Annotated in this window: 16 protein-coding genes; 7 read left to right on the top strand and 9 right to left on the bottom strand. The window is 44.5% G+C overall.

The window, feature by feature from the left end; genetic code table 11:
- The first annotated feature begins 19 nt into the window (after window positions 1-19).
- Together petP and ACR6Z4_RS11890 are read left to right on the top strand one after the other, a co-directional pair.
- Window positions 20-214: a cytochrome b6f subunit PetP gene (petP, locus tag ACR6Z4_RS11895; protein WP_479717486.1), complete on the top strand. Its 195-nt coding sequence runs from the start codon at window positions 20-22 to the stop codon at window positions 212-214.
- Between the two features lie 425 nt (window positions 215-639).
- Window positions 640-1737 (top strand): Get3/ArsA fold putative tail anchor-mediating ATPase NosAFP, encoded by a 1098-nt coding sequence (locus ACR6Z4_RS11890; protein WP_479717485.1) that lies wholly within the window; start codon window positions 640-642, stop codon window positions 1735-1737.
- Window positions 1738-1842: 105 nt separating this feature from the next.
- Here the strand turns inward: ACR6Z4_RS11890 and ACR6Z4_RS11885 are convergent, their stop codons facing one another.
- Window positions 1843-2727 carry a GUN4 domain-containing protein gene (locus ACR6Z4_RS11885; protein ID WP_479717484.1) on the bottom strand — a complete coding sequence of 295 codons (885 nt, stop codon included), beginning with the start codon at window positions 2725-2727 and terminating at the stop codon, window positions 1843-1845.
- Between the two features lie 465 nt (window positions 2728-3192).
- Between ACR6Z4_RS11885 and ACR6Z4_RS11880 the strand changes: the two genes are divergently transcribed.
- Window positions 3193-3873, top strand: coding sequence for a queuosine precursor transporter (locus ACR6Z4_RS11880; RefSeq protein ID WP_479717483.1), 681 nt, complete (start codon window positions 3193-3195; stop codon window positions 3871-3873).
- Between the two features lie 10 nt (window positions 3874-3883).
- The gene (chlG, locus tag ACR6Z4_RS11875; protein ID WP_479717482.1) at window positions 3884-4909 is read left to right on the top strand and encodes a chlorophyll synthase ChlG; all 1026 of its coding nucleotides are present in this window, start codon (window positions 3884-3886) and stop codon (window positions 4907-4909) included.
- 231 nt (window positions 4910-5140) lie between these two features.
- Here the strand turns inward: chlG and ACR6Z4_RS11870 are convergent, their stop codons facing one another.
- Window positions 5141-6037, bottom strand: a complete 897-nt coding sequence (locus ACR6Z4_RS11870; RefSeq protein WP_479717481.1) for a sulfotransferase domain-containing protein — start codon at window positions 6035-6037, stop codon at window positions 5141-5143.
- 358 nt (window positions 6038-6395) lie between these two features.
- On the opposite strand from ACR6Z4_RS11870, the gene ACR6Z4_RS11865 reads away from it, so the two are divergent.
- Window positions 6396-7655 (top strand): allantoate amidohydrolase, encoded by a 1260-nt coding sequence (locus tag ACR6Z4_RS11865; protein WP_479717480.1) that lies wholly within the window; start codon window positions 6396-6398, stop codon window positions 7653-7655.
- Window positions 7656-7727: 72 nt separating this feature from the next.
- Here ACR6Z4_RS11865 and ACR6Z4_RS11860 read toward each other — a convergent pair whose 3' ends face one another.
- The 4 genes from ACR6Z4_RS11860 to menB all read right to left on the bottom strand — a co-directional run bounded on the left by ACR6Z4_RS11860 (window position 7728) and on the right by menB (window position 13504).
- Entirely contained in the window at window positions 7728-8159 is a 432-nt protein-coding gene (locus tag ACR6Z4_RS11860; protein WP_479717479.1) for a hypothetical protein, read from the bottom strand.
- Between the two features lie 281 nt (window positions 8160-8440).
- A complete protein-coding gene (locus ACR6Z4_RS11855; RefSeq protein WP_479717478.1) occupies window positions 8441-10870 on the bottom strand; it encodes an SPFH domain-containing protein in 2430 nt (809 codons plus the stop codon).
- Window positions 10871-11113: 243 nt separating this feature from the next.
- Window positions 11114-12214: a GUN4 domain-containing protein gene (locus tag ACR6Z4_RS11850; protein WP_479717477.1), complete on the bottom strand. Its 1101-nt coding sequence runs from the start codon at window positions 12212-12214 to the stop codon at window positions 11114-11116.
- Between the two features lie 456 nt (window positions 12215-12670).
- The gene (gene menB, locus ACR6Z4_RS11845) at window positions 12671-13504 is read right to left on the bottom strand and encodes a 1,4-dihydroxy-2-naphthoyl-CoA synthase (protein WP_479717476.1); all 834 of its coding nucleotides are present in this window, start codon (window positions 13502-13504) and stop codon (window positions 12671-12673) included.
- Window positions 13505-13652: 148 nt separating this feature from the next.
- On the opposite strand from menB, the gene ACR6Z4_RS11840 reads away from it, so the two are divergent.
- A complete protein-coding gene (locus ACR6Z4_RS11840) occupies window positions 13653-13823 on the top strand; it encodes a hypothetical protein (RefSeq protein WP_479717475.1) in 171 nt (56 codons plus the stop codon).
- 514 nt (window positions 13824-14337) lie between these two features.
- Here the strand turns inward: ACR6Z4_RS11840 and ACR6Z4_RS11835 are convergent.
- The gene (locus tag ACR6Z4_RS11835) at window positions 14338-15570 is read right to left on the bottom strand and encodes a glycoside hydrolase family 10-like protein (RefSeq protein WP_479717474.1); all 1233 of its coding nucleotides are present in this window, start codon (window positions 15568-15570) and stop codon (window positions 14338-14340) included.
- 120 nt (window positions 15571-15690) lie between these two features.
- Between ACR6Z4_RS11835 and ACR6Z4_RS11830 the strand changes: the two genes are divergently transcribed.
- Window positions 15691-16533 (top strand): M48 family metallopeptidase, encoded by an 843-nt coding sequence (locus tag ACR6Z4_RS11830; RefSeq protein WP_479717473.1) that lies wholly within the window; start codon window positions 15691-15693, stop codon window positions 16531-16533.
- 320 nt (window positions 16534-16853) lie between these two features.
- On the opposite strand, the gene ACR6Z4_RS11825 is transcribed toward ACR6Z4_RS11830, so the two are convergent.
- Window positions 16854-17333, bottom strand: coding sequence for a type II toxin-antitoxin system VapC family toxin (locus ACR6Z4_RS11825; protein ID WP_479717472.1), 480 nt, complete (start codon window positions 17331-17333; stop codon window positions 16854-16856).
- Window positions 17334-18119 carry a hypothetical protein gene (locus tag ACR6Z4_RS11820; RefSeq protein ID WP_479717471.1) on the bottom strand — a complete coding sequence of 262 codons (786 nt, stop codon included), beginning with the start codon at window positions 18117-18119 and terminating at the stop codon, window positions 17334-17336.
- Between the last annotated feature and the right edge of the window lie 294 nt (window positions 18120-18413).

Genomic DNA, 18413 nt, shown 5'->3' with positions numbered 1-18413 from the left:
TTATATTTTTTAAGTTGCAATGGAAGTAGGTCAGAAAGTTCGTTTACGGCGTTTGCGAGATCGTACCTCTGAAGAAGTAGTTAAAAGACTTGGAAAAACGGGTGTTATCCGAGATTACAAAATGGTTGACGGCAGCAATGTCGGCGTTGTTGTGCAATTCGACGATAAGTTTTCTACCTGGTTCTTTGAAGACGAGTTAGAAGCGGTGCAGTAAGGCGTTTCCTGGCGCAGGAATCGATCCCAAAAATCGCCCATTCAATTAGATCTATAGCCGTCGAAGGGTTGATTAAGACAACGGTTGTGTGAGAACCCGCGCGGAGCGCGGGTTCTCACACAATTTCCTGATTGAACCGTCTCGACGGTTGCTATAGGTGTGGATTGAGGGAACTGCGGCAATGCTACGGTTTCCACAATAGTTCTTTGCTTTAATCAAATCGACGATCTGCATGACTGGAACGGGAGGAGCAATCCTGGCGTTCATTTCTTGCTGTACGGACGTTTCCCGTAGCCGATGGGGTTGCTGGGTTTGGGCATGAACCTATTGAATGGCGGTGCAATCTATATCTCAAAACACTGGGCAGACAGCGAGCGAACCGATACCATAATCACAGTGTCAGCTTTGGTATTGGGAAACGAGGGATGAGCCTAATTTTGACGTTTTTTGGGAAAGGTGGTGTCGGGCGTTCGACGATCGCGATCGCCACTGCCAAACGGTTTGCCGCACAAGGCAAACGAGTTCTGTTAGTCGGACAGGATTCTAGCCCTGCCTTAGGTTTATTACTCGGTTCACCTCTGGGTTCTGAGCCACAAGAGGTTGCCTCCAACTTTCAAGCCGTGCAACTGCAAACCACCGTACTCCTGGAACAGAATTGGGAAGAACTAAAGCGGCAAGAAGCGCAATATCTGAGAACTCCCCTCTTGAAAGCGGTCTACGGTCAAGAATTGGGCGTGTTGCCGGGGATGGATAGCGCCCTGGCTTTAAATGCAATTCGAGACTATGACGCCAGCGGTAAATATGATGTCATTGTCTATGACGGCAATGGCGGGCAAGAGACGCTGCGCATGTTTGGCATGCCCGAAATTATTAGCTGGTATTTACGCCGGTTTCGTCAGGTTGTTACCCAGTCGGATTTGTGGAAAACGGTTTCGCCGTTTGTTCAACCCATTGCTAGTGCCGTGTTGAGCGTCGATTGGTCGGGCGATCCATTTTCTCAACCTGCTGCCAATCAGGTCAACAATATTTTGGATCAGGGGAAGATAGCGATCGCCGATCCCAATCGCGTCGCAGCTTATCTGGTGACCACAGAAGATGAGGTGGCGATCGCCACAGCTAAATATCTCTGGGGGGGTGCCCAGCAAGTCGGGTTAACCGTTGGAGGCGTGATCGTCAATCAAACGCGGGGTGAGCGATCGCTGACGGATGAGTTTGCTCCCCTGCCGATGAGTTCGATCCCCATTGCCCCGACCCATGACTGGCAAGCCATGATGGATGCCCTGCCCGATTTTAGTCAGGTGACGCAGGTGCCTCGCCCCATCGCAATTAATATTGCTGAACGGAAAGTTTCTCTTTTTCTACCAGGATTTGATAAAAAGCAAGTCAAACTCACCCAATATGGTCCCGAAGTCACCATTGAAGCCGGGGATCAACGCCGCAACATTTTTCTGCCACCCGAACTCAGTGGCAAACCTGTGACCGGAGCCAAGTTTCAAGAGGGCTACCTGATCATTTCGTTTTGAAGTGAAATTTGATTAGGGATTGTATCAGTAGGCTGTTGAGAGAGCCGCGCTTCGCGCGGCTCTCTCAACACCTGTCATCCATCAGAATGCAAAGCGCTGTATTTATTAGCTTGCGGTATCAAAATGGGTGAAGAGGACGACGGGCATTGACCACCACCAATAATACAACCGCTCTGTTCCTAGACCCAATTCGCAGTAGGCGGCAGGCAAATGTCCGGGGACTGCATCGAGATCAAAACAGAGGTGATCGTAAGAAATCCATGCCCCTTGCTGATACCAGCCTACCTGTTCGCCAAAGCTGCACCAGGTTTCATATTTGGCATCGAGTGTGCCGCCCAATTGCCGCCACAGTCGTTGCTGGACACTGAAGCCAAATCGTCCGTTGCTATATTTTGTCCAGAATTGATCAATCTTTTGCAGCTCAGAAATCGGGAAGTCGCTAATATCGTTGATCCGTAACCAGCCTTCGCGATGGCGATCGCAAATATTCAACATCAAGACCGCTGTTTCCTGGTCAGCCTCTTGCCATTGCTGGCGAGCTAAGTAGTTTTGCAACGGTGTATAGTCGATGGCGATCGTCCTGGCGGCTCTGTATTGACGCGCCTCAATTTTCAGGCGTCGTTCCAGTTCCGTTTCTGAGTCAAACGCATGATCATAAAATTCAGACAGACGATTGAGCAGTTGCGATCGCTCAATCTGCAACTTAGCCAGATCGACTTGCAAAAAGTCGCGTTCTATCTGAACTTGTTCTAATTTAGCTCGCATTTCTACATTGAGAGATTGCGATCGCCACCACCATTGCCGTGCCCATTCCAGACGGTTGCGGTCGTGCTGTAGTAATGGGTTGACATTTTGCCCATCGTTAGCAATGGGATGCGGCGCTAAATACCATCCGCAGCGAGAGCAATAGTTGACGTGTCCTTCAAGATACTGATTTTGGCAAACCGGACACTCAGCCACCGTTAGCTTTTCCTTGCCTATGTTAGTCATAAATCAACACAGACCTAATGCCATCCAGCATAATCGTGCATTAGTAATTTAAATTAAGGCGAAACAATAAAGTACAAAACACTTTACTATTTCAATCAATTTATCCCACTTGGGGGGGATACCTATCTTTAGAATACCCATTGATTTTATTAACTCATACCTGACCCTAATAAAGCGCAAGATGAGCGATATGCCCTTAATTCTTTAATCTCAGATTACAAAAAATTCATGCTGGGGTTGAGGGCTGGTTGGATAACGCACGTTACCTAAAGGATGCTCAAGCGCAGATGAACCGGGTTCAACGATCGCAACTTGCGATCGCTTGCAATCCGGGTATTGCGGTGAACGCTTCAGCGAGCAATGCTCTTACAACAATACCTGGCGTAATTCCTGATCCCCGGTAAGAAACCTAAAAACCAACGGTAAAATAGCTAAGCACTCTATCTAAACGCGAAGTTCAGAGCCTTGGCTAAATCCTTTAAGCATCTAGATACCATTACTGTTTTATTTGTCACCGTTCTGCTGATTTCTAACGTAACGTCTACCAAGATTTTAAATTTGGGGCTGTTTACGTTTGATGGCGGCACTATCCTGTTTCCGCTCAGCTATATCTTTGGTGATATTTTGACAGAAGTATATGGATATGGGCGATCGCGCAAAGTCATCTGGCTGGGCTTCTTTGCTGCCCTGCTGATGTCTATTACCTTTATGGTGGTGGGGGCACTACCCCCGGCGGCTGACTGGACGAATCAAGACGCCTACGACAAAATTTTGGGACTAACGCCCAGAATCGTCGTTGCCAGCCTCATTGCTTATTTTTCTGGTGAGTTTTCTAATTCGTTCATTTTGGCGAAGCTCAAAATCCTCACTCAGGGTAAATGGCTCTGGGTTCGTACCATTAGTTCAACGTTGGCAGGGCAAGTTGTAGATACTGCTCTATTTGTTTTGATCGCGTTCACTGGAGTGGTGCCTAATGACCTGTTGTGGACGTTGATTATTTCTAACTATCTATTTAAGTGCGGCGTTGAAATCTTGTTTACCCCCTTCACCTATTGGATGACGGGTTGGTTGAAGCAGCAAGAGCAAGAAGACTATTACGATGTCAACACCAACTTCAATCCTTTTCGACTGTCTAGAATGAGTTAAATGATGCGATATGACAGAGTTACCCTCTTCTTCCTCCATTCCAGAGTCCGCTGTAGAAACGCCGAATAGCGAAGCGACCTCGCCCGATCGCACTGCCAAAACCCGGCAGCTCCTGGGCATGAAGGGAGCGCAATCGGGGGAAACTTCGATTTGGAAAATTCGCTTGCAATTGATGAAACCCATCACCTGGATTCCCCTGATTTGGGGTGTGGTGTGTGGGGCAGCATCGGGTGGCGACTACACCTGGACGTTTGAAAATGTGTTGATTGCAGCGGCGTGTATGTTGTTGTCGGGGCCACTGTTAGCGGGCTATACCCAGACATTAAATGACTTTTACGATCGCGACATTGATGCCATCAACGAACCCTATCGCCCAATTCCCTCTGGGGCGATTTCTATCCCTCAAGTGGTAGCGCAGATTTTAGTTTTGTTGTGCGCTGGAATTGGTATTGCCTATGGGCTGGATGTCTGGGCGGGGCATGAATTTCCTACGATTACGGCGTTGTCGATCGGTGGTTCATTTGTATCTTATATTTACTCAGCACCACCATTGAAGCTGAAGAAAAATGGCTGGTTAGGCAATTATGCACTGGGAGCCAGTTACATTGCTTTACCCTGGTGGGCAGGTCATGCGTTGTTCGGTGACTTGAACTGGACGATTGTGATCTTGACGTTGTTTTATAGTCTGGCAGGCTTGGGCATTGCTGTGGTCAATGACTTTAAGAGTGTTGAGGGCGATCGCCAATTGGGGTTGCAATCTCTGCCGGTAATGTTTGGCATCACTACGGCTGCCTGGATTTGTGTCTTGATGATTGATGTGTTTCAGGCAGGGGTAGCTGTGTATTTGATGGGGATTCAACAAAATCTCTATGCCACAATTTTGCTATTACTGGTAATTCCTCAAATCACCTTTCAGGATATGTATTTTCTTCGCGATCCCTTAAAGAATGATGTCAAATATCAAGCCAGCGCCCAGCCTTTTTTGGTCTTAGGGATGCTGGTGACAGCGCTGGCATTGGGTCATGCTGGTATCTAAAGCCCGTCCAAAGAAGCAATGGTGTGTAGGTCTAGCCTGACGCCAGGATTTCAGGGCAGGTGGTATAAGAGCCGTACTTCGCACGGCTCTTACACCACGACCGTAATCTATCCTAAATACGAAGCGCTATCTCATCCGTCCTGCAACCCATCCGTTTGATAGGTATAAAAAGTTGCAAAGATAGGCATCTAGTAAATATATCCTTAGGCTGTTTTGAAGGGATTTGTAACGTCAGGCGAACGATGATGCTTTTGTCCAACTAAAATCTTGGTTGAGTAATCGGCTTAAGGCTTGGTTGTGAGGTTGAAAATAATCAGTGAGTTGATCTCGGGTAGTCGCAGACATGGAAATGGGAGTAAACGGTCCAAAAAATCGATAATGTTTGGGTTCCCAATCTGGTAATTCAAGGAAATTCAAAACCGCTCGATAGTAGAGCGATGGATCATCAAAAAAGTCCTCGCTTTTAATAATATGAATTTGATGCTGAGGAAAAGTATTTAACCAGGGCTTGAGATGATGAGCATATAGCCCTCGATATAGATAAGCCTGATGATGATCGAGCTGAGCAACATCCGGAGGATGGCATGGTGTTTGGGTGAATTCGGTTTGGATTTTGGCTTGTTCTTGAGCGATCGCCACTTCAAACGGTAAGTGTTCTTTACCCTGCGAAACGCAACGATGATGCTGTAAATACGCCCGTTCCACCGGGTCTCTTAACAGCATAATGATTTTCATATCTGGCTTAAACTGAAAAATTCGGCGTGGAATATCCGGGTTGGACAAATAACTGGAAGTCCCTTCACCCGTTATCATTCGTCTGCCAATTATGGAGTTGAGAACTTGCGTTGTGCGCAGAGGAAAGTTTGATTGATAACTCAAATATCCAGCATCAAAATTTTTATCAAAGAAATGAATTTCTTGATGCAAAGGAGAAAGGATATTAGGGTGTTTCAGTAAATTAAAAAATAACGAACTTGTTCCACAGCGGGGGGCACCGACAATTATAAAATCAGGTGCCATGCGTAGGGGTGCAGTTAATTTGCGAAAGCGTAAAAAATTATGCCAAAAAAGCTTTTTGAATGCTCGATTCTGTTGAATCAGCTCATAGGTTTTTTGATTGAGCGTCATGACCGATAAAGAATGTTAGTCGAAAGAATGCGGATGTCTTAAAGCAGGATTACTGTGGCGATCGCTTGGGTACGACAACACATTTTTAACTCAGTAACTACTGATAATTAACCTTAAGTTAATTTAGGCTTAACCTTTTAGTCAATAGATCTATTTGCAGATTAGTTAGGGCGGAGGCGTCGCCCTCGCCCCAACGAATCCCAAAAACTTAATTTGCAAGAGGTCTAAAGGTGACGTGGAGTTTGACGAACCTCTTAACAAAGACGGTCACCCCGCGTTTTTTGCAGTACCAGATACAAATTGGGCAAGGTTAGGATAATAGGATGTATACAGTATGCAAAAAGGTGCGATAACGACTATGACGGTTCTTTCTCTGCTCACAGTGAATGGCGATCGCCTGAATGACAACATCAATCGCTTAGCCAAGGTGGGCAAGCAACCTTCTGGGAGCATCTGTCGCCTTGCCTTTACACCCGAAGATTTGCAAGCCCGGTATCTCGTTCAGCAGTGGATGGTAGAAGCGGGGATGACGGTGCGAACCGATGCGGCGGGTAACCTGATTGGGCGATATGCCGGACAGTACGAACACGCACCGGCGCTGGCAACCGGATCTCATATTGATACGGTGCCTTCGGGTGGTCGGTTTGATGGCGTGTTGGGAGTGCTGGCGGGGATTGAAGTTGTACGCACCCTGCGCGACCACGACTTGAAATTAGATCACCCGTTTGAGGTGATTGTCTTTACCGACGAAGAAAGCTCGATGATTGGTTGTCAGGCGATCGCCGGTACAGTTTTGCAGGATGATCCGGAGCGCTACCAGTCCAAAACGGGAGATTCTATCCAGACCTGTTTGGAACGGATTGGCGGCAGTTGGGATGAGGTGGCAACGGCACGCCGCACCCGCAATAATTTGGCAGCCTTTGTCGAACTTCATGTCGAACAAGGGGCAGTGTTAGAGAAAACGAGCCATGATATTGGCGTGGTGCAGGGTGTGGTTGGCATTCAACGCAAAGCCATTACCATTACAGGGCAAGCCAATCATGCAGGCACGACCCCCATGGATGTGCGGCAGGATGCTCTGGTTGCGGCGGCTCAAATTATTTTGGCAGTTCGTAACATTGCCTTACGAATGCCCACGCAACCTGTCGCCACGGTGGGGTATCTGGAGGTATTACCCAATGCCGTTAATATTGTGCCGGGTCACGTCAAGCTATCGGTCGATATGCGCGATCTGTCGAAAGCGTGCTTAGAAGAGATGTCGGAGCAATTGCACCAGGAACTAGAAGCGATCGCCAGCCATACTCGAACTCAAATTGAAATGACCCCAATCCTTTGTGTTGAACCGACCCTTGCCGCTCCAGAGATTCAAACCACCATTGCAACGGTTGCCCAATCATTGGGGTTGCGTCAGTGTTCTCTACCCAGTCGGGCTGGTCATGATTCTCTGGAAATTGGGCGAATTACCGATATGGGAATGATTTTTGTGCCCAGTCAATCGGGGGTAAGTCATTCCGAAGAAGAGTATACGTCGCCTGATCAATGTACTCAGGGAGCCAATGTTTTGCTCAATACGTTTTTAGCTTTAGACAAGACCTATAGCCTGACACCATTGAGTTAGTTCAGATGATGTACTGAAAGCGGCGCTTTCAGTACATTCCTGTTCTGTTTCTGATTGCATCGGGAGCAGGAATCAGGAAGTCAACGGTGTTCCCCCATTCAATCGTTCCTTGAGAAAAAATAGCGATCGCTGCCATCCTGCCGGAGGAAAACTACGTGTCGGACATAACTGAGCCTCGGCAATCTGCATGATGTGCAAATGTGTCAAATATTGATCTTCAAAGCTAAATTGCGATCGCAAGTGGTCGGTAATGTCTGTGATGCTCCCTCCGCGCCGTAACGTTTCACAGATGCGATCGCCATAGTGCCAGATCGCTTCGTCGGATATCTGACTCAAGCGTGTGAGGTAGACTTCTGCTTCAGAATAGGGATAGGTGTTTTGAATATCGCGGGCAACATGCTGCCTAAAGTTTTCGGGTGTCAGTGTGGCAACAGAAGCCGTTGAGCAACTTCCTAACAACCCCAGTAACACCATACTATGAATCAATAAATGACGATTGTGCATGGGCAGGATCAGCAGTTCATTTAAGTGTAATTCTGGTTGAGAGTGACGATAGAACCGTCACTCTCAACTAAATTGGGTTTTCTTAAATTCCCGATTCTATAGGGATCCTATTTGATTTGTGAAAATGATCCGTTGTGAAAGCGCCTGCCCGAAGGGCAGGCGCTTTCACAACTCATTTAGGATCGCTATATTACAAACTTTAAAGCTGAAAAATTAGTGATAAGAGGCGATTATACTACCTGTGCAGAATTGAGAAAGAGGTTAGAGAAAGACTTGAGTTATTAAAGCCCATTTTCTAGGCTTGCTGAGTCATCAGATAAACATGCACTAGTTAATGAAGCACCATATTCAACGCAAAATTTATTTTCTGTTTGATTACTTGTTTCACATTCAGAACAGGTAGTGTAACTTGGGGAGAATGAAGATTTAACTTCCGAGGATGCTCCTTCTGGCTCAACAGACTGAACTGATTGAGATTTACTTATTCCTGATGGTGGAAACTTACCAGTTGGTTTAACAGAGTAATTTTGAAGTGCCTGATTTTGAAATACTTTTTCTATTAACCAACCCACGAGACCAGAATCATGACTATCACCACCGTCAAAGACGACATCTGGTATCAGACGAATGTTGTGCTTACCTATTGCTTCTACCATTTTCAATACCGTATATCTTTGAGGATCAAGAACTTGTGCTTCTCTATGAAGAATGTTTATCTTTTCTTGTTCTACGAGTCGATATGATTCTGCTTCAACTCTTGCTTTCTCCAAATGTGCTCTAGCTTCAAGTTCAGCAATCTTTACGTTTTCTTCGGCTCTAACTAAATTTTGCTGACTCTCTGCCAACCCTTTACTATAGAGGAGTTTTTGACGTTCCTCTTCTGTTGATTTTTGTATTTGATAAGTCTTCCTCTGCTCCTCAGCAATTTTGCGTCCAGTGAGTGCCTTTTCTAATTCTTCAGGTAAGTCAATTTCATTGATAAATGTAGCAACTGCTTGAACGCCGTACTCCTTCAATGCTGATTTTATATGGTCTCCCGCTTCTCTCTGCCGTTCGCTGCGTCTTTCGAGGAAATCCAATGCTTCGTAATCTTGAGCAGAATTTCGAAAGTAGCTACTAACCATCGGCTCTAACACTCTAGTTACAAGATTTTTGATAGAACTAAATTTCATAGAGTTTGAGTCAGAACTATTGCCAGGTGTTAGTTCTATCAAGCTTGCCAATGGGGAACCAACACGAGAAATCATCTTGGGAGCATCATTCCTAGCTATGCTAATTACTTGTGTCACCTCTATGTCAAAAAGAAACCCATCTTTAGAACGAAGCTTCAAAGCATGAAGCTGAGCATCATAGTTTGTAGGAGATTTTGGCCTGTTCGACCAATCTAATGTAATTTCATGTGTTGGAACAATTTCTACGCTCATTACCCTTGTGTTAATTGGATGCTTACCAGGATTCAGCGGTTCCTTCCATACGCCTTTGCCCCCAACTTCAACAGGTTCATTACCACCATCTTCCTTAGCTTGCTTACCTACATGGGAAATTACAACCCCTACTGTTCCAGGCAGAATGTTAGTCAGGGGAACTTGTTTAACTTTAACGAACCAAGGATTCAGATACCATGAGCCTGACGGCAGAATTTCTTCTTGCAATCCTCTGTTTCCACCTCGATCAACGAACTTTTGTCCATCCTGAAATTTCTCATGTTCTTGAATGGTTCGACCAGCAATCTCACCTTCTGTAATAGGTTGACCATCTGCCGTCTCGACGATTCCAATTTTGTCTTGTTCTATCTCATAAACTTGCAAGTCTTTGGGATCTATTCCATGCGTTGTTGCATTAGCAGCAGTAATTACTGTAAACAACTTAGTGTGAATTCGGTAAGTTCCGGCCGTTAGAATGCCCAATTGTCTTCCTTTCTGTCCACCTTCTTCCAAAAACTTACGTGCATCTTGAAAGTTGTTGCAATTAACGACCTTACCTAGTATTTGTCCTAGTGGCATAGGAAAACCATCTTCAGCTTTAATCAAAGCAATTTTTTTATCCGAAATTTTGATGACTGGCTCAATCTGAACAGCATACATAGAGCGGTAATATCCCCAGTATCGACCTGGGAGCAAAGTGTCAGCCTGATACCCCGCTTCTCCATCAGGAACAATAATTTGACGAGGAAAATCAGGTACTTGAGGGGAATTAGGTCTTAGACTGTTGAGTGGTGGTAATCTTTGAAACCTTGTTCTAGTGAAATTTCTTGCTCCTAATAGGACAGTGAACAATTGCTTGAGAAGCAATGCCAAAAAACTAGAATTACTTCTCTTGAAAACAATTCCTACTTGGTTTTCCTTGATGTAAATTACTCCACCCAACCAGAAAACTACTCGAACTACGACCCAAAAGCCAATTCCTGCAAATACAACTATTTTTATTATCAATATAAGTATTAACGAAGATACTGCAATATCAACTCTCTCTTCCAGAGTTTCCGAACTTCCTGGCAGACTTGATGCTGCTGTTACAAGTTTCACGTTTTGATAGGTCAGATCGCTTCGATTAACTTTCACCACATCAGCAGTCAGAAATTGATTAGATTTCATTGAGACTTGTCGTGGTGCCGCCACCACTACTTGCTGATTAATTAGGCTACAGATGTTACCCAGTATAACTATTCCTACTAAAACCGTATATCTAGAAAAAACTGGTGAAGTCTTCATAAATGCTAAGTTGTAAAGCTTGCTTCTAGTGGCTCAATATAACTGTCTACTTTTTCTTCTAGAGTTAAGTAGTAAAGTAAGCTCTTAATAATGACTTTTGTAATTTCTAATACTTCGTAAGATTTAAGAGCAATTAAAGTAAAAATACTTGATTGCAGGAAATTTCTCAATTTTCTCAACAAAGATTTAACTATGTAGGGTGAATAATTGCAGCATTGCGGATTCTATGTGTGAGTAAATTTCTCAGGTGAAATCTTTTTTGTATAAACAGGCACACACATGAGGAAAAAAACAACTGAAACTATCTTTCCAGCAATTCCATGACTGTTTGCCATAACCATAAGATGGAAGATGACCCAACGTGGCATCTAAGCTAAAAGTAAAGTGATTATAATCTAACCAGCTTTTACTATTCCGCCAACCTACGTAAATACCAAACTTATAAACATCTAATAATCTTCTGGACTGATTGCTAGAGTTATACCAAATCTCCTGCTGGATGCTAAATCCAAATCTATTACTACTATGTTCTCTCCAGAGTTGGTCAACCTCACAAATAAAAGGGCAGGGTAAGTTCTTAGTATCTTTCTTCCTAAGCCAACCCTCCTCCCCCCGATTAATTATTTGAAGCATCATCAAATAAGTTTCACAATCTGCTTCTCTCCACTGCTGCGCTTTCAATAGTTTTGTTAGCTGAGTGTAATCCAATGTTCTTGCTGAAATAAAGCTATTGATTTCAAGTTGTTTTGGTTGTTCAAATTCTTTTTGACATTCCTTTTCCGGATGTTCGTCTAAGGGAGGCTGATCCTCCAAGTTGTCTTCCGGAAAACATTTGGGAAGAATCTTGGTTTCAGTCTCGTCTTTTGGTTGTAATTGTTTTCGGCTACGCTTCTCAATCAAATCCTCAGCTACTTTACGGATCTGTTGAGTTACAAATTTAAAGGCAGCATCTCTATCAGGTAGACTTGTCACAGGTTGAGCATTCTTTGGGACAGCTTGTAACTTACTAAAAGGGGCATTTGTCCAGTCAGTACTTCTCAAAATCACGGGAATTACACAAGCTTTTCCCATCTCATGTAATTCCATTGCTCGTTTAATCTCAATGTTCCAGCAATAACTGGAAGCAATAAAATCCGAGCTAATTAACAGCAGGATAATATCAGCTGTTTCTAAATTAATGTTGATTTCGTGATCCCACAAATCTCCCGCTAAAATCTTACGATCGTGCCAACTTGAAATTAATCCTTGATACTCAAGGATTTTTAAGTGATTGCCCAATTCATCTCGTAGTGCTTCATCTTTGTGAGAATAAGAGAAGAAAAGCTTGAGCGTTTCTCCTGGCATATTGAATCTCTTCTAAAGAACTGCTTGCAAACAATTATAAATTGTGATTCTCCTCCTAAGACAAGCAGGAGTTGGCTAAAATCAAGGCTTGTTTATAAATTTCCATATTAATTTTGATGAAGCTGAATAGAGCTTTGCGAAATACTACCAAACCGTAGACTATTGATTATCTGCCACTTCTTAAATCTACTAGAAGTCATACAAATATCTGCTCAGTTCTACAGCACTGTCAGATGTGGCTTTTAGAGTTTCAGCACTCAGGTTAACCATTCCACTCCGACCGCTATGCTGATTCGCTGGTTACATCGCCTTACTGCCATTCTGCTAACAGGCTTCTTCTCTTCGCTCCGGTACTTCCTCAAGGTGCGATCGCTCTTTTATATTGAGCGTTATTGGAATGTGAAAGGGTGTGTTTGTACCCCCAATAGAGCAGTCACACACCCTGAGATAGGGGTATTAAGGTAGCCAGGGATACTGGCGAAAGTCAGGCTTACGTTTTTCTAAAAATGCCTGCTTGCCTTCGGCTCCTTCTTCGGTCATGTAATAAAGCATGGTGGCATTGCCTGCCAACTCCTGTAAGCCTGCCTGTCCATCACAATCAGCATTCAAGGCAGCTTTCAGGCAACGGATGGCGATCGGGCTTTTGTCTAAAATTTCTTGTGCCCATTGGATGCCCTCTGCTTCCAGTTGTTCGACGGGGACTACGCAATTGACCAAGCCCATGTCTAGCGCTTGTTCGGCGGTGTATTGACGGCAGAGATACCAGATTTCTCGGGCTTTCTTTTGTCCGACGATGCGTGCCATATAGCTGGCACCAAATCCTCCATCAAAACTGCCGACCTTGGGACCCGTCTGCCCAAAGATGGCATTGTCTGCGGCAATGGTGAGATCGCAAAGCAGATGCAAGACATGACCGCCACCGATCGCATAGCCTGCCACCAGAGCAATAATTACCTTGGGCATTGATCGGATCAGTCGCTGTAGATCCAAGACATTTAACCGGGGGACTCCTTCCTCGTCGATATAGCCTGCATGACCTCGGACGCTCTGGTCGCCTCCGGAACAAAAAGCATATTTACCATCGCTATGGGGTCCCGCTCCGGTAAATAAGACGACACCAATGCGAGGATCTTCTCGGGCATTACAAAAGGCATCGTACAGTTCAAATACGGTTTTGGGACGAAAGGCATTGCGCTTGTGGGGACGATTGATTGTGATTTTGGCGATGCCGTCGGCTTTGTGATACAGAATGTCTTCGTAAGGCTTAGCAACCTGCCATTCGATTTGCATAGGTTTAGGACAAATTATAGGGTCATGGGCAATTTATACTTTACAACTGCTCTCTTTCACGATGCGGGGTAAAACACATCCTGATGTTGTTGAACTGGGCGGATCTCGATATAGTAGAGAAGAACAGTAAAGTTTTGTAAACACAGCCATGACTCAACCTAATCCGACTGCTACCCCCAAATTGGACGAGCCAAAATTTGGCTTCAATAACTATGCTGAACGTTTGAACGGTCGTGCTGCCATGATCGGTTTTGTCATTACTTTAGGAATTGAATATTTGACAGGGCAAGGTTTACTGTCCTGGCTTGGTTTGTACTAAGAACTGATCCGAACCGTGATGAAGCAGGTTGATGTTTTGTACCGTTTGGGCACAAAACATTAATCCTGCGGAAAGGCTCTTGACGGGAATGATTGTGGATTGCAGCGCAACTGTGACCCGCAAAACCCAGAATCGTCTACTGAATGATCGAATAAAGGGGTGCCTCGACAGGGGGATCCCTTTATTTGTATGGCGATCCTGAATCCGTTGTGCAAGCGCCCGCCCTTCGGGCGGGCGCTTGCACAACGGATGATTTTCACGAATCAAATAGGGATCACTGTATGCCGAATCATTGGCAAAAAAAGTCCTCTAGCTTTCGCCAGAGGAACTACTGTCAGCAATTAACTCAGGAGCTTTCAGTGATTTCACTGTAAACTCTGCGTCTATCCTCAGATATAAATTTGAGCCAGTTTGTTATCTGGTTGTCCTGATTTTAGATTTTCTCGAACTGAGTTGGGGCGATCGCCAGCAAAACAACCTTTTACCTGTGGCAATTACACAATTGTCCTTCAGTTTAGGTAGGGGGCGACCAACCGCTCAGTAAATTTGGGCGAGAGGCAACCCCTGGAAATAGCGATCGAAAGACGGCCTGGCGATCGCCGGGTTGTTCACTGGTTAAATTCCATAGGGTTTCGTAGAAAAAGAAGGAAACACCCGGAAATCGTTTTTCGCGAACGGTTTGCACCTGATCTTGTACCTGTCGAATGGGTACGGTGCGATCTTTTAACCCGGTTAAAATACCGACCCCTGTAGGAATATGGCGACGGGCTTCCTGGACTTCGGGGCGATCGAGTTCTGCAATGAATTGTTGGCGATCGCTACTATAGACCTGCAAGATCAATTCTTCGATCAACCCTCTGCGTTCCCAGGTACGCCAGTCTTGCAAATATGAATTGAGAGAAAATGCGTAGTTATTGGGCGATAACGACATGATGACGTTGTGCTTTTGTGCTTTGACCGCTTGAAAGACTTGCGTCATAAATAACGTAATTTTGTTCGCTCGCCAACTCACCCATTCAGCATCTTGGGTGTTGATGGGTGGAGCCTGTCCGTTGTGTTCCTGGCGGTAGAGTTGAACGGTATAGGGATCGTAACCAAATTCGCGAGGTAAACCAAAATGATCGTCAAACTGAATTCCGTCAATGTCGTAGCGAGTGACGATCTCCAAAATTAAATTTAAGATAAACTGTTGTACCTCTGGCTTAAATGGGTTCATCCAATAGCGTTGATAGATGCCATCCTGCCAGAGTTGCGATCCATCTTGCCGTTGGGTTAGCCAGTCAGGATGCAGACTTGCCAGTTCGGTTGTGGCATCGGTCATAAAGCCAAACTCAAACCAGGGAATTACTGTTAATCCGCGTCGATGTCCCTGACGTACCAATTCTCGTAAGACATCTCTACCCTGAAGACCAGTGGGTCTGGGGTCAACTAAATAGCCAGTTGCCTGTCGTGCCGTCTCGCTGGGGTATAGGGTGTAACCCCAATTCCATACAGTCGGATAAAGGGTATTGAAATGGAACTGCGCCAATTGCCGTAGCGATCGCCTTAAGGTGGCACGATTGAACAATACATCGCTATCTACATTGGTTAACCAAACGCCTCGAATCTCGCTTTGTGGTGTGGTGATGTTGGGAACTGATTGTGCGATCGCTGGAAGATTTAGCTTAAGCAAAACTAACGTGAAAAATGCGATCGCTAAAACGATTAAAACCTGGGTTCTAAACCGTCGTCGGACTAACTTGAACATAGAGTAAAAGGGTAGGAGTTTAGAAATGAATGCTGGTAATGATGTACCCGACGGATCACGGATGAAGTTGACGAAATAAACAGGCAATAATGAAGGCAGTCCTCACTGCTTCCTTATTTTATGCCGATTGAATTGCCACCCGGAACTGCCAGCTATAGCGATCGCTCGCCACCACCCACAAATCGCCAGATTTTATTACTGGGAGCATTCTTTGCAGGATTAATCGTTCTGTTGTTTTGGCTGGTGGGCTGGTTTGCCGAAGAAGTGATCACCCTGCTACCTTACTCCGTGGAGCAACAACTGGGGGCTGTGATTGTGCCACAGTATGAACTCCTTGCCCAACCATCGGCGGCACAAGATACCCTCAATCAACTGTTAGATCGGTTAGAAACTCATCTACCCGATGACCCTAACCCGCGAAATTATCAAATCCTCTACATTCCCGATGAGACAATTAATGCGGCAGCAATACCGGGCGATCGCATCATTGTTTTTAGAGGGTTGCTAGAGCAGATGCATTCTGAAAATGAATTGATGATGGTCTTAGGGCATGAACTGGGGCACTTTGCCCATCGTGACCATCTGCGACGCTTGGGACGAAGCTTTGCAATGCGATTGCTTTTTGCCAGTTTTGTGGGTGATCTAGGTGGACTGCAATCAATTGCCGTGTCGGGTGTTTCTGCTATTAGCAACTCTCAATTTTCACAAAAGCAGGAATATCAAGCCGACGATTTTGGGCTATCGTTGCTGCAACAAACCTACGGACATACAACGGGTGCCACTGACTTTTTTGCAGAATTGAGCAAAATGCCCCAGGTTGATGTTGCTTTTCTATCTACCCATCCCAGTTCTAAAAACCGAGTCAGACGGTTAGAACAAGAAATCAAACAAAAAAGGTATACCCAGGGAACGCGATCGCCTCTTCCAGATAGTTTGAAAAACCTGGAAGCGTCTAACGCATGACTTAGCCAGTGTGAAGGAGTAGTGTAGGGTGTGTTTAATAGTATATTTATTCACCCCTAGCAAAGAAAATAAGCGGAAAAATCTGCCTATCCGCCTTTAGCAGCGTATTATGCAGAAAGATTCTACCTAATCGCCAATCTTGGGGTGTTATGCCGAATCATTCTGCCTATCTACCCACACCGGGATCTTAGGTGGAAACTTTCAGTCTATTAATAGTTAAGTTGCTTGGGTTGTCTGTGAGAACGGTACTTTTATCTTTTTTGTGAGAGTTCAATTTCTCGTAACTGAAGAACAATCACAACATATAGTTTAAAAGCAATTCAAAGCGCATCCTCTATAGACATCTGTCTTTCAATGCTGGGTAGCGGTCTGACATCAATGTAGTCTTGGGCAAACTTCTTAAGCCCTACATCCTCGCTATAGATGCACTTTGCACCTCTTGCTATCGCTGTAGCAGTAATCATGAAATCAGCTTTCATTTCTGCTCTTGATATTCCACTCTCATCTTTAAGCTGCTTTTTGTTTCTCCACATCTCTGCAAAATGAAGAGCAGCTTGTGTATCAAAAGGTGGAACGATAAATCGGCGATGCATCAGTTCACTGAAAGCGCTATGCAAACCTGGCTCTAAAGCACATAGAATTTCTGCAACAACCACTGACGGAACCATAATATCAATTCCATCTTTTTCACAAGTGCTGATTAAATATTTAGCTTTATCTATGTTGTCTTCCTGTCCAGGAGTTGCTTGCCTTTTAACACCCCAAATAATTATTTGTGTATCAAAACAAACTAGATCCATTTATGCCTCCGACAGTCCATAGCGCATTTCGGAGACAAAACGATCCACATCTTTTATATTGTCAAATGAATCTCCAATTAAGTTAGTTAATTCTTCAAAAGCTTCTGATGGTGAAGTTTGCTCATAATCAGAAATGTCGATTACGTGAAAGTTTTCAATTTCAAACGTTTCAGAATTCCATTCTGCAAGACCACGCAACTCTACCTTTGTGTAAAGCTTAGCACCTGCTTTCTTAGCTATTGCCTTACTTGTACTACAGTAAATGATTTGACCGTCCAAAGTCTTAAATTGAATTTTAGGTTCTGCCCCACCCACACGAGTTATTTCTCCATGTATGGTTGTCTCCCCTGACAATGGATAAATATCAGGTATCTGAGTTTCAGGAGTAAGAACAGCTAATGACTCCAATCTGCCATTTTGGGTAAAGAACTCAGCATTACATTGGTAGCGTCGTGTAAAAGCAGATAGTTTTCTCAGAGAATTGATAACACCACTTGGTAGTATGCCAAAATCATTCTCGGCAATTGATTTTGTTATACGACGTGTAGCAGGCAGAGTTAACTCCGCCAAATTTGGAGAAAACTCTAAGCCAATACTTCCTTGTCGAATATTCTTTAAGCCAATTACTATAGTCTCTTTCTTTAACTCTGGGTGGTCACGAACCACCATAGAGGCTATCATATCTTCAACAGATTCGATGACTTCCGCAATCTCCCTAGATCGAATTTTGCCTGGTGACATACCTTCACCAGTCAGCAATATTTCTACTGTTATATCGTGAGCCATAAATGATCTCACCACCTTCGAGCATAAGAAGATCTTATCATTATATCGCATTCGAGAACGAAGTTAACTGCTATTTCAACTTTTTTCAACTAACTCGTACAAGTTATGGTGCTGTGAATTCCTAGCAGCCCAACAATGCGCTGGTGCGGATGGCATGGGAGTTGTTGACAGGTATCAAAAGCTATCTGTGGTCGTACAACTTCACCGTTATACAGCTTCTGCTAACGGTTCATTTTCTAAAGGTGTGGTCGGTATTTAATGTTGATGTGCTTAGATATTCTGGAAAGGATTTGC

It is taken from the genome of Calyptranema fuscum S582, assembly GCF_055793305.1.
The sequence above is the reverse complement of the archived record's forward strand: the minus strand, read 5'-3'. Positions and strand labels throughout refer to the sequence as shown.

What these genes read in the sequence shown, in the direction of transcription:
- petP (WP_479717486.1), top strand. Translation starts at nt 20, where the DNA reads ATGGAAGTAGGTCAGAAAGTTCGTTTACGGCGTTTGCGAGATCGTACC.
- ACR6Z4_RS11890 (WP_479717485.1), top strand. Translation starts at nt 640, where the DNA reads ATGAGCCTAATTTTGACGTTTTTTGGGAAAGGTGGTGTCGGGCGTTCG.
- ACR6Z4_RS11885 (WP_479717484.1), bottom strand. Translation starts at nt 2,727, where the DNA reads ATGACTAACATAGGCAAGGAAAAGCTAACGGTGGCTGAGTGTCCGGTT.
- chlG (WP_479717482.1), top strand. Translation starts at nt 3,884, where the DNA reads ATGACAGAGTTACCCTCTTCTTCCTCCATTCCAGAGTCCGCTGTAGAA.
- ACR6Z4_RS11870 (WP_479717481.1), bottom strand. Translation starts at nt 6,037, where the DNA reads ATGACGCTCAATCAAAAAACCTATGAGCTGATTCAACAGAATCGAGCA.
- ACR6Z4_RS11865 (WP_479717480.1), top strand. Translation starts at nt 6,396, where the DNA reads ATGACGGTTCTTTCTCTGCTCACAGTGAATGGCGATCGCCTGAATGAC.
- ACR6Z4_RS11860 (WP_479717479.1), bottom strand. Translation starts at nt 8,159, where the DNA reads ATGCACAATCGTCATTTATTGATTCATAGTATGGTGTTACTGGGGTTG.
- ACR6Z4_RS11855 (WP_479717478.1), bottom strand. Translation starts at nt 10,870, where the DNA reads ATGAAGACTTCACCAGTTTTTTCTAGATATACGGTTTTAGTAGGAATA.
- ACR6Z4_RS11850 (WP_479717477.1), bottom strand. Translation starts at nt 12,214, where the DNA reads ATGCCAGGAGAAACGCTCAAGCTTTTCTTCTCTTATTCTCACAAAGAT.
- menB (WP_479717476.1), bottom strand. Translation starts at nt 13,504, where the DNA reads ATGCAAATCGAATGGCAGGTTGCTAAGCCTTACGAAGACATTCTGTAT.
- ACR6Z4_RS11840 (WP_479717475.1), top strand. Translation starts at nt 13,653, where the DNA reads ATGACTCAACCTAATCCGACTGCTACCCCCAAATTGGACGAGCCAAAA.
- ACR6Z4_RS11835 (WP_479717474.1), bottom strand. Translation starts at nt 15,570, where the DNA reads ATGTTCAAGTTAGTCCGACGACGGTTTAGAACCCAGGTTTTAATCGTT.
- ACR6Z4_RS11830 (WP_479717473.1), top strand. Translation starts at nt 15,691, where the DNA reads ATGCCGATTGAATTGCCACCCGGAACTGCCAGCTATAGCGATCGCTCG.
- ACR6Z4_RS11825 (WP_479717472.1), bottom strand. Translation starts at nt 17,333, where the DNA reads ATGGATCTAGTTTGTTTTGATACACAAATAATTATTTGGGGTGTTAAA.
- ACR6Z4_RS11820 (WP_479717471.1), bottom strand. Translation starts at nt 18,119, where the DNA reads ATGGCTCACGATATAACAGTAGAAATATTGCTGACTGGTGAAGGTATG.